Source organism: Sphingomonas sp. CCH9-F2 (assembly GCF_001556735.1).
GTDB classification, from domain to species: Bacteria; Pseudomonadota; Alphaproteobacteria; order Sphingomonadales; family Sphingomonadaceae; genus Sphingomonas; species Sphingomonas ginsenosidimutans.
The window spans coordinates 1-10,737 of the sequence record NZ_LSJO01000400.1; the positions used below are offsets into that span (position 1 = coordinate 1).

General features: G+C 70.8%; 10 protein-coding genes. 5 read left to right on the forward strand and 5 right to left on the reverse strand.

Going from position 1 to position 10,737, the window contains the following annotated elements; all coding sequences use genetic code 11:
- Window positions 1-160 precede the first annotated feature (160 nt).
- Window positions 161-1,243, reverse strand: a complete 1,083-nt coding sequence (locus tag AX685_RS11665; RefSeq protein WP_066488856.1) for a PA0069 family radical SAM protein — start codon at window positions 1,241-1,243, stop codon at window positions 161-163.
- 119 nt (window positions 1,244-1,362) lie between these two features.
- On the opposite strand from AX685_RS11665, the gene AX685_RS11670 reads away from it, so the two are divergent.
- Window positions 1,363-1,890 (forward strand): YbjN domain-containing protein, encoded by a 528-nt coding sequence (locus AX685_RS11670; RefSeq protein ID WP_197418581.1) that lies wholly within the window; start codon window positions 1,363-1,365, stop codon window positions 1,888-1,890.
- Window positions 1,891-1,906: 16 nt separating this feature from the next.
- On the opposite strand, the gene moaB is transcribed toward AX685_RS11670, so the two are convergent.
- On the reverse strand, window positions 1,907-2,434 hold the full coding sequence (gene moaB / locus AX685_RS11675; RefSeq protein ID WP_066488860.1) for a molybdenum cofactor biosynthesis protein B: 528 nt from the start codon (window positions 2,432-2,434) through the stop codon (window positions 1,907-1,909).
- 47 nt (window positions 2,435-2,481) lie between these two features.
- Complete coding sequence (locus tag AX685_RS11680) at window positions 2,482-3,060, reverse strand: hypothetical protein (RefSeq protein WP_066488862.1); 579 nt, start codon at window positions 3,058-3,060, stop codon at window positions 2,482-2,484.
- 86 nt (window positions 3,061-3,146) lie between these two features.
- Here AX685_RS11680 and AX685_RS11685 point away from each other — a divergent pair, with 86 nt between their 5' ends.
- Window positions 3,147-3,542 (forward strand): hypothetical protein, encoded by a 396-nt coding sequence (locus AX685_RS11685; protein WP_066488864.1) that lies wholly within the window; start codon window positions 3,147-3,149, stop codon window positions 3,540-3,542.
- A 93-nt stretch (window positions 3,543-3,635) separates the two neighbouring features.
- On the opposite strand, the gene AX685_RS11690 is transcribed toward AX685_RS11685, so the two are convergent.
- Window positions 3,636-5,438 (reverse strand): lytic transglycosylase domain-containing protein, encoded by a 1,803-nt coding sequence (locus AX685_RS11690; RefSeq protein ID WP_420542552.1) that lies wholly within the window; start codon window positions 5,436-5,438, stop codon window positions 3,636-3,638.
- A 23-nt stretch (window positions 5,439-5,461) separates the two neighbouring features.
- Window positions 5,462-6,181: a uracil-DNA glycosylase family protein gene (locus AX685_RS11695; protein ID WP_066488866.1), complete on the reverse strand. Its 720-nt coding sequence runs from the start codon at window positions 6,179-6,181 to the stop codon at window positions 5,462-5,464.
- A gap of 120 nt (window positions 6,182-6,301) precedes the next feature.
- Between AX685_RS11695 and AX685_RS11700 the strand changes: the two genes are divergently transcribed.
- The 3 genes from AX685_RS11700 to AX685_RS11710 all read left to right on the forward strand — a co-directional run bounded on the left by AX685_RS11700 (window position 6,302) and on the right by AX685_RS11710 (window position 10,692).
- Window positions 6,302-7,960, forward strand: a complete 1,659-nt coding sequence (locus tag AX685_RS11700; RefSeq protein ID WP_066488868.1) for an electron transfer flavoprotein-ubiquinone oxidoreductase — start codon at window positions 6,302-6,304, stop codon at window positions 7,958-7,960.
- A gap of 10 nt (window positions 7,961-7,970) precedes the next feature.
- Window positions 7,971-9,572 carry a tetratricopeptide repeat protein gene (locus tag AX685_RS11705; RefSeq protein ID WP_231738821.1) on the forward strand — a complete coding sequence of 534 codons (1,602 nt, stop codon included), beginning with the start codon at window positions 7,971-7,973 and terminating at the stop codon, window positions 9,570-9,572.
- A 286-nt stretch (window positions 9,573-9,858) separates the two neighbouring features.
- Entirely contained in the window at window positions 9,859-10,692 is an 834-nt protein-coding gene (locus AX685_RS11710; protein ID WP_066488874.1) for a 4-(cytidine 5'-diphospho)-2-C-methyl-D-erythritol kinase, read from the forward strand.
- The last annotated feature ends 45 nt before the right edge of the window (window positions 10,693-10,737 follow it).

A 10,737-nucleotide genomic window follows, 5' to 3' on the forward strand; every position in this document is an offset into this window, starting at 1 on the left:
CCCCAGCCCCGCCCGTCAACCCAGCAAAAGCTGGGGTCTCCCGCCGCAGCCGTTTCTCCCTTCCCCGAAAGATCCCGGCCTTCGCCGGGATGACGAGTGGGCAGGGACGTCGGACTACCGCTGACAGCCGGAACACCTCTCCGCGTGCGGTCCCGCCCCCTCAGAACAACTCCCCCTGCGCACCCGCCGGCGGCCGGAACAGATCGCAGCGCAGGTCCAGCTTGCGCCGCGCATCGTCGAACCCCGCCCTGCCACGCGCGATGCGGAAGCGTGTGCGCAGCAGGTCCGCCCACGGCCCCTGGCCCTTCATCCGCATGCCGAAGCGCGGATCGTTGTCCCGACCGCCGCGCAGCGACTGGATGATCGCCATCACCTTGCCCGCGCGGTCCGGGAAATGTTCGTCCAGCCACGCGCGGAACAGCGGCGCGACCTCCCACGGCAGCCGCACCGGGATGTAGGAGATGCCGCGCGCGCCCGCCGCCGCGGCACGCGCGACGATCGCCTCCACCTCGCCATCGGTGATCGCGGGGATCACCGGCGCCATGTTGACATAGGTGGGGACGCCCGCGTCGCTCAGCGCCCGCACCGCGCGCAGCCGCCGCTCGGGGGTGGGCGCACGCGGCTCGACGGTCATCGCGATCCGCGGGTCGAGTGACGTGACCGAGATCGCCACCGCCACCAGCCCGTCCGCCGCCATCGGCGCCAACAGGTCGATGTCGCGCACGACGCGGTCGGACTTGGTGGTGATGACCAGCGGGTGGCGGCATTGCGCCAGCACTTCGATCACCGCGCGCGTGATGCGCCATTCGCGCTCGATCGGCTGGTAGGGATCGGTATTGGTCCCCATTGCGATCGGCTGGCACAGATAGCCGGGCTTGCGCAGCTCCTCGCGCAACAACGCCGCCGCATCGGGCTTGGCGAACAGCCGCGTCTCGAAATCGAGTCCGGGAGAGAGATCGTGATAGGCATGGCTGGGCCGCGCGAAGCAATAGATGCAGCCGTGCTCGCAGCCCCGATAGGCGTTGATCGAGCGGTCGAAGGGGACGTCGGGGGACTGGTTGCGGGTGATGATCGTGCGCGCGTGCTCGACCGTGACAACGGTGCGGGGCGGGGCGGGGGCGCCGTCGACGGTGCTGCGCGAATCGAGCCAGTCGCCGTCCGCGTCGTGCTGCGGCAGGGCGAAGCGCGTGCTGACGGTGTTCACCGTCGCACCGCGTATCGCTCGGGTCCTGCCATCCGCCATGCCCCTCCATAGCGCGCCACGTGGAACAAAAAAAGAACAATCGCGCCGTTGCGCCCGCCATTGCGGTTCGTTACGCACGCGCCATCATCTGTTCTTCATTTTGTGCAAAGGGGCGTGTGATGCTGCGTTTTCTGGCCGCCGCGATGGCCGCGTTGTTCCTGTCGGTAACCCCCGCACTGGCGAAGGACGAGGCGCCGTGCGCCGCCGGAATGGTGTGCGCCAGCAACCCTGCCACCGTCGCCGCAGCACTGGTGAAGCGCGGCTATCAGGGGCTGCCGGGCAAGGATCAGACCGGCGATCCGCAGGTGGAAAGCGCCACGGACGGCTATTCCTACACCATCTTCTTCTACGGCTGCGAACAGGCCAAGCAGTGCGACTCGCTGCAATTCTACGCCTCGTTCAAGAATCCGGGCGGGATCGATGCGGCGGCGGTCAACGACTGGAATTCGCGCAAGCGCTTTTCGCAAATGGCGCTGGAGAAGAACGGCGCGGTCGTCCTGCGCTATGACGTCGCGACGATCGGTGGGCTGAACGCCACCAATTTCGCCGACGTGATCGACTGGTGGGCGACGATGGTGGGCTCGATCGACGATTTCTTCGACGAGCATAAGACCCCGGTGGCAGCGGCGAAGAAGCCCGCCGCCTGAGCGAGCGGGCGCCGCGTCAGCGCTCCAGAAGGCGCGGCATCAGCTCGACGAAGTTGCAGGGCCGGTGGCGGCTGTCGAGCTGGTCCTTCAGGATGCCGTCCCACGCATCCCTCACCGCGCCGGTCGATCCGGGCAGCGCGAAGACATAGGTGCCGCGCGCCACGCACGCGCAGGCGCGGCTCTGCACCGTCGACGTGCCGATCGTCTGGTAGCTGAGCCAGCGGAACAACTCGCCGAAACCGGGGATCATCTTGTCCGCGACGCGCTCCACCGCCTCGGGCGTCACGTCGCGCCCGGTCACGCCGGTGCCCCCGGTGGTGATGATGCAATCGACCTGCGGATCGTCGATCCAGCGGTGCAGCAGCGCGACGATCGCATCGGCATCGTCGCGCAGGATCGTACGCTCCGCCAGTACATGTCCCGCATCGCTCAGCCGCGCGACCAATGCGTCGCCCGACCGGTCCTCCGCCGGGCCGCGCGTGTCGGACACGGTCAGCACCGCGATGCGGACGGGAAGGAACGGGCGCGTGTCGTCGATCGGCATCGCGCGACGATAGGCGAGCGCAGCGCCCGGTGCCAGAGCGGCCGGCGTCAATCCTGCGTCGACGCCGACAGCAACCGGCGCAGCCCGGCGACATCGGCGACGCCGTCGACTTTGAAATAGGCGTTGACCCGGTCGCCGTCCGAATCGATCCGCCGGCCGGTCTGAACCGACAGGTCGCCCGATCCGTCGCGGCGCTCCCTGGTGGTGATCGCGCCCAGCCGGTCGAGCGAGATGGATTCCACCTCGGTGGTCCGCCCTTCGACGCGGCGGATCAGCCGCCGGTCGGTCAGCGCGTAAACGGTGCGGCCCGCGCGCCGCATCAGCGCGAACGGCCGCGCCAGCATCCACAGGCCGACCAGCACGAACGGCACCCCGAACAGCGGCATGACGATCCCGGCCAGCAGCGTGCCGGCGCTCGTTCCGCCGGCGCGCGCTGGGGCGATCCATGGCGACAGCGCCAGCGTTTCCCAGAACAGTGCGAAGGCGGTCCAGGGGATCGCGAACAGCCAGATTGCAAAGCTGCTGCGCATCGCCTGCGCGCGGCCGCGGCCCTGCCAGCGGATGCGTTCGCCGGGTTCAAGATCGTCGATCGGCACGGCGGCCGGGACCGGAGGCGGAACGTCCATGGCCCGGCATGTTATTGCGATGACGTAAATATCCGGTTGCGCGCTGCCGTATTCCCGGTGATGCCGGCGCGGTGGAGGAGAGGATCATGTTCGAGGAGCCGGGTTTCACGTTCGGCTATGATGCGGACGGCGGCATCTTGACGATCACGCTGGTGGGCTTGTGGACGATGCAGACGGTGGCGGCATATGCGGCCGCGACCGAGGAGCTGCGCGGCACGGCGCCGCCGGGCGTCACGTCCGACCTCACGCTCGTCGACCTGCGCCGCGCCCATCTGCACGTGCGGGACGTCGCGGCGGCGCTGTCGACGTTCCACGAACGCCATGCCGCGCAAACGCGCCGCACGGCGGTGGTCGTCGGCTCGGCGCTCGGCGCGATCCAGGCGCGGCGGATCAGCCCCGCGCGCGAGACGCGATCGTTCGCCGATATCGCCGCGGCGCGCGCCTGGCTGATCGCGCCGGACGGCGCGGACACGGACGGCTGACCGCGCGGCGGGGCGGGGCAGCGCTCCATCCGGATCGCGTCGTCATCGACGGGTCGGACGGCGGCGAACGCCATCGCGGCCAAGCGTCGCACCTCAGTTGGTGCGCGTCGTCCCGTCAGGCGCGACGGTCGCGTTCACCGCCAGCGCGGTGCCGGTCGACGGCGCCTTGATCCGCACCGCGCTCGCGCCCGGCAGGCCGGGGAAGCGCGGCCACATGCCCTGCGCCAGCGCGGAGCGGCTGGGGCTTTGCGCCTTGCCGCCCTGCGCCTCGTACATCCAGTAATTGCGCAGCACCGTCACCACATAGCCGCGCGTCTCCCAATAGGGGATGCTTTCGATGTAGAGCAGCGGGTCGCCGTTGTCGCGGACCATCCCGTTCCACTCGCCGACCGGCTTGGGACCGGCGTTATAGGCGGCGATCACCTTGGGCAGCAGCCCGCCGGTCAGCCCCATGTCGCGCAGCTTCTCGATATGGCGCTGGCCGATGTCGATGTTGGTCGACGGGCGGGTCAGCGCTGCCTGATCCACGGTCAGCCCGCGTTCGCGCATGTAATCGGTCGCGGCGGCGGGCATGATCTGCATCAGGCCGTAGGCGCCGGCGGGGCTGCGCACCTTGGTGCGGAAGCCCGATTCCTGCAGCGTGTGGGCGTAGACCAGCGCCTTGTCGATCCGCCAGCCGGTGTCGGGCGTCCAGCTCGGCATCGGATAGCGGGTGTCGGGGGTGGCGGCGACGCCGTTGGGCATGTTGTGCGCCAGCCACACGACCGTCGCGGGCAGGTCCAGCGTCTCCGTCAGGCGGATCAGGCTGCCGAAATCCGCCGGGTCGCCGATCCGCGCCTGATGGCGGATCACGGCGTCGGCGGCCTCGTTCTCGCCGATCTGCGACAGGGCGGCGGCGACGCGGACGTTGGGGCGGCGTTCCAGCCGCGCCCAATCGCTGGTCACGCGCTGCGGCCGGATCCGCTCGATCTCCAGCCCCAGCGCCTGCCGCGCGAGCAGGCCGTAGAAGGTTTCCTTGTACTGCGCGGCGGTCTTCAGCCGCGCCTCCACCCGGTCGGGCCGGCCGCAGCGCATGTCGGCGCGCGCGGTCCAGTACAGCGCGGTGGCGCGCAGGTCGACATCGGTGGCACGCGCGGCGACGGCCTCGAACCCCGGCTGGGTCGCGGCGCAATCGTCCTGCCGCCACGCCGCCAGCGCGCCGGTCCAGCGGCCGTTGAGCGCCCAGTCGCCGGTGCCGGCCGCGGCCTTGTCCGCCATCTGCCGCGCCTGCGTGTCGAGCCCCTGCAGGAAATAGATCCACGCGATCCGCGCCTGCCACTCGGTCTGCGCTTCCGGGGTCAGGCCGGGGGTCGCCTCCAGCAGCGCCTGCGCCTCGGCGCCCATGTCGCCCTTGATGAACGGCTGCATCTTCGTGGCGAGCTCGGCGGCGATCAGGTCGCTCTTCGTCGCCCTGGCGCGCGCGCGGACGGGAGCGCCGTCCTGCCAGATCAGCCGCTGCGCCACCGGCAGCACCGGCAGGCCGTCGACGATCCCGCGCGCTCGCGCGATGCGCAGCAATGCCTCGCCCTGCGGCAGTTCGGGCGCCTCGGCCAGCAGCTTGGCCGCCGCCTCGCCCGCCGTCTTGGGCGAACCCTTGGCGGTGTAGAGTTCCGCGCGGGCATAGGCGTGGAGCGGCCCGGGCGGCATCGCGTCCAGCGCGATCTGCGCATCGGACCAGCGCCCGTCGCGCAGCGCGGCGAAGACGGTGCGATAGCCGGCGGCCTGGTCGGCGGTCAGCTGGTCGGGGATGCCGGCACGCGCCGTCGCGGCGGCGGCGGTGCCGCGCGCGCTCGGTTCGGCGTTCGCCACGGCGGGGGCCAGCGTGGCGGCTGCCGCCATCAGCCATCCGCCGATCATCCGGCCGGCGATCATCCGGTTCTTCACGAATGCTGCTCCTTCATGAGCATCAGCAGGTCTCTCCACGCCTCGGTCTTCGCGGCGGGCCGATCCAGCAGAAAGCGCGGATGGTGGGTCGCCACGACCTCGATAATCGTGCCGTTTCTATGGTTAAGAGGGTGGTAACGTCCTCTGGCATCGGCGACGTTCATCGACAGGATCGCACGGCTCGCCGCATCGCCCATCGCCAGCAGCCGCTTCGGGGTGACCAGTTCGACGTGATGCCGTGCGATCGCGCCCAGCCGCGCCTCCACGTCGCGGGGCACACGGCCGGTGGTCGGGCGACGCGCGCAGACCGCCGCCAGCGCCACCTGTGCGCGGTCCAGCCCGATCGCGGCGAGCATCCGGTCGAACAGGCGCCCGACCGGCCCCTCCATCAGGATATCGCGGTCGTCGCGCTCGGGGCAGTCGACCAGGATCATCACCGCCGCCCCCGCCGGACCGCTCGCGGCGATCGGCACGCCGCCCCAGCCGGCGTCGGGCGCGCCGTCGCCCAGCCGCCACGCCGCGAACGCCTCGAGCGTGTCGGGCAGCACATCGGGCGCGGGCGCGGAAGGCGTCGCCGCCGGCGCGGCGACCGGCGCTGACGCCTCCAGCCAGCGCAGCGGTTCGTCCGCCACCAGCACGTCGACGCCGGCATCGCGCCACCAGTCGAGCGCGCTCGCCGCCGCCGCGGCCCAATCGAGATTCTGGTCTGCCCCCATCGTCTTCCCTATAGGATGCGTGGTTGACGCGAGGGTCAACTTGCTGGCACCGCGACACGGACAGGACGTTCCCCCGGTGCGACCAGCGCCGCCGTAACGGGACCGAGAGGAGAAGAGCAAGTGAGCGATCGCGAATCCATGCCCTATGACGTGGTGATCGTCGGCGCCGGCCCGGCCGGCCTGTCGGCGGCGATCCGTCTCAAACAGGCCGCCGCCGCGCGTGAGACGGAGATCTCCGTTTGCGTGCTCGAAAAGGGGTCCGAGGTCGGCGCCCACATCCTGTCGGGCGCGACGATCGACCCGCAGGCGCTCGACGAGCTGCTGCCCGACTGGCGTGACGATGGCTGCCCGCTGGCGGAAGTGCCGGTCACGACCAACCTCCACTGGGTGCTGACGAAGACGGGCAAGGTCAACCTGCCGCACCTGTGGACCCCGCCGTTCCTGCACAACAAGGGGACGTACACCGGCTCGCTGGGCAATCTGTGCCGCTGGCTGGCAGGCAAGGCCGAGGAACTGGGGGTGGAGATCTTCCCCGGCTTCGCCGCCGCCGAGGTGCTGTTCAACGAGGACGGCAGCGTGAAGGGCGTCGCGACCGGCGACATGGGCGTCGCACGCGACGGCACGCGCAAGCCCGATTACCAGCCCGGCCTCGAACTCCACGCGAAATACACCTTCTTTTCAGAAGGTTGTCGCGGACATCTGTCAAAGGAGATGATGCGCATCTTCGATCTGCGCGCCGATTGCGACCCGCAGGTCTATGGCCTGGGCGTCAAGGAATTGTGGGACATCGACCCCGAACTGCACCAGCCGGGCACCGTCATCCACACGCAGGGCTGGCCGCTCAGCGAACATGGCGCCAACGGCGGCGGCTGGATCTATCACCAGGCCAACGGGCAGGTGTCGATCGGCTTTGTGACGTGGCTCAACTACACCAACCCCTATGTCTCCCCGTTCCAGGAGATGCAGAAGTGGAAGACGCATCCGCAGGTCGCTGCGCTCCTGAAGGGCGGCAAGCGCGTCAGCTACGGCGCGCGCGCGATCAGCGACGGCGGCTACCAGTCGGTGCCCAAGCTGGTGTTCCCGGGCGGCGCGCTGATCGGCGACAGCGCCGGTTTCCTCAACGTGCCGCGGCTCAAGGGCACGCATACCGCAATGAAGAGCGGCATGATGGCCGCCGAGGCCGCGGTCGAGGCGATCGTGTCGCAGCGCCAGCATGACGAACTGACCGGCTATACCGCCGCCTACGACCAGTCGTGGGTGAAGAAGGAACTGTCGATCGTCCGCAACGTCGTGCCCCTGGTGAAGAAATTCGGCGACTTCCTCGGCTCCGGGCTGGCCGGTATCACGATGTGGGCGGAATATCTGGGGCTGAAGATGCCGTTCACGCTGCATCACCACCCGGATCACGAAACGCTGTGGCGCAAGGATCTGGTCCAGAAGATCGACTATCCCAAGCCCGACGGCGTGCTGACCTTCGACCGCCTGTCGTCGGTGTTCCTGTCGAACACCAATCATGAGGAGGACCAGCCGGTCCACCTGAGGCTCAAGGATCCGTCGATCCCGGTCGAATACGATCTGCCGATGTACGACGAACCGGCGCAGCGTTACTGCCCGGCCGGCGTGTACGAGATCGTCGGCGAGGGCACGGGCGATCCGAAGTTCGTCATCAACGCGCAGAATTGCGTCCACTGCAAGACCTGCGACATCAAGGACCCGACCCAGAACATCAACTGGGTCGTGCCCGAAGGCGGCGGGGGACCCAATTATCCCAATATGTAAGCGCCTGCTGTTGGCATCCGGTCCCAACGGGCTGGCGGTGTGCCTGGCCATGGCCGCATCGCCGGCGGCCGCGACCGGAACCGTGCCCTCGACCCCCGGCCTGGACCTTTACATGACCGCGCGGGTCGCCGACCGCGACGGTGCGGTGGCGCAGGCGGCGGCCGGCTATGCCGCTGCGCTGGCCGCGTCGCCCGACAATCCCGTCGTGGCATTGCGCGCCTATCGCGAGGCGATCCGTGCCGGCGACCTCGATCTGGCGGATCGCGCCGCGGCGGTGCTCGCCGCGCATCATGCCGCCCCCGCCGACGCCCCGCTGCTGGCGATCGCGCGGGCGGCGGCGGCGGGCGATGCGGCGGCGGCACGGCGCGCGGTGGCGGGGCTGGAAAGTGGGCCGCTGCGCGTCCTGACGCCGGCGCTCGACCGCTGGATCGCGGGGCGTGCCGGAGGCGACGTGCCGGTCGATCCGGTGGCGCAGCGGTTTGCGCGGGAAAGCGACGTGCTGCTGCAACTCGGCCGCGGCGATGTCGCGGCGGGAATGGCCGCGATCGGCCCGCTGATCGCGACGGAGCGCGCCGGCGTGGATCAGGCCGCGCAGGACCTGCGGCTTGCCGCCGCGCGGCTGCTGATCGGCCGCGGGCAGGAGGGGGCGGCCCGTGCGCTGCTGGTGGGGGATGCATCGCCCGTTGCGGCGCTGCGCGACCGTCCGCGCGGGCAGGGCGCGCGGCCGACGCTGGCGTTCGGCGTCGCCTATCTGTTCACCCGCATCGCCTCCGATCTGTCGCCGGGGGATCCGGGGCCGATCGGCTATGCGCTGATCCGCGGTGCGCTGCGCGCCGATCCCGGCGACGACCGCGCGCGCATCCTGCTGGCCGCGGCGCTGTCGAAGGACGACGCCGTCGATCGCGGCATCGCCGAACTGGCGCAGATCCGCCCGGACAGCATCTATGCCGCCAACGCGCGCGCCGGGCGCGTGCAACTGCTCGCGGCGAAGGGCGATACCGAGGCGGCTGTGGCGGAAGCGCGCGTGCTGGCGCAGGCGCCGGGCGCGACCGATGCCGATCGCCTGCGGCTCGCCGATCTCTATCTGCGGTTCGACCAGCCGGTCGACGCCGCGGCCATCTTCCGTGCGCTGACCACGCGCGTCGGCGCGGTGCAGGACGGGACGCTCTGGCTGCAATATGGCGCCGCGCTGGACCGCGCGGGGCAGTGGCAGGAGGCGCGTGCCGCGCTGGAACGCGCGGTCGCGCTGGCGCCGGGCGATCCCATCGCGCTCAACTATCTGGGCTATGCGCTGGTCGAACACGGCGAACAGCCCGACACCGCCCAGGCGCTGCTGGAACGCGCCGCCGCGCTCAAGCCGGGGGATGCGGCGATCACCGATTCGCTCGGCTGGTCGCTGCTGCGCCGCGGACAGGTGGCGCGCGCGATCCCGCTGATCGAACGCGCCGCCGCCGCGGACCCGGCCAATGCCGAGATCGGCGAGCATCTGGGCGACGCCTATTGGCAGGCCGGCCGCCGCTACGAAGCGCGCTACGCCTGGACCGCCGCGCGTGTCTCGGCGCAGCCCCCCGCGACGACGCGGCTGGATGCGAAGATCGCCGACGGGCTGTAGGCCGGCGGGGCGCTGGCGCATGGCGTCGCTCTCCCCGTCATCCCGGAACGTCCCGCATGACGACGAGCGCGGCTTGTGCAGGGCGCAACGAAGAAAATTTCACGGAGGATGGTGCCCCCGCCGCGACAGCGGCCTTCATCTTTCAGTCGACCGGCGCATCACGGTGCGGGCCATCCTCCGCGCACTCCGCGCCTCCGCGTCTTCGCGCGAGCCCCTACCACCTCGCTCCGCGCCGACGCCCGCCACCCACCTTGCCGATCCGGCCCCCGTGCCGCACAGCGCGCGGATGCTGACCGAAACCGCTCCGGCCAAGATCAACCTGGCGCTGCACGTCCGCGCGCGGCGCCCCGACGGCTATCACGATCTGGAGACTCTGTTCGTCTTCGCGCGTGACGGCGATCGCGTGTCGCTGGCCGACGCCGATACGTCCGCTTTCACTGTAGGCGGCCCGTTCGCGGGCGTCGTCGGGCCGGACGCCGACAATCTGGTCGTGCGCGCCGCCGCGGCGTTCCGCGCGGCGTTCGGCATCGCGCAGCATCATGCGATCACGCTCGACAAATATCTGCCGGTCGCCTCCGGGATCGGCGGCGGATCGGCGGATGCCGCCGCGACGCTCCGCGCGCTGGCGCGGCGGCATGACGTGGCGGCGGACGACGCGCGGCTGGTCGCGCTGGCCGTCGGGCTGGGTGCCGACGTGCCCGCCTGCCTGCTTGGCCGCGCCGCCTTCGGCAGCGGTCGGGGCGATGCGCTGACGCCGATCGCCGGACTGGGCGACATGCCGGTGCTGCTGGTCAATCCGCTGGTGCCGGTGTCGACCGCGGCGGTCTTCGCCGGGTGGGACGGCGTCGATCGCGGCGCGATCCCGAACGGCGGCGACACGCTCGCGCGTGGTATCGCCGGGCGCAACGATCTGCAGCCCGCCGCCGAACGGGTCGCGCCGCAGGTGGCGCAGGTGCTGGCGATCCTGCGCGAGCGACCGGGCGCGGTGCTGGCACGGATGTCGGGATCGGGCGCGACCTGTTTCGCCTTGTTCCCGGACGCGGCGGATCGCGACGCGGCGGCGGCCGTGGTCGCCGCGGAACAACCGGGCTGGTGGCGGTTGGCGAGCGTCGTCGCGTGATCGCGCTCGACGTCGCCGGCGGGATCGCCACGGTCACGCTCGATC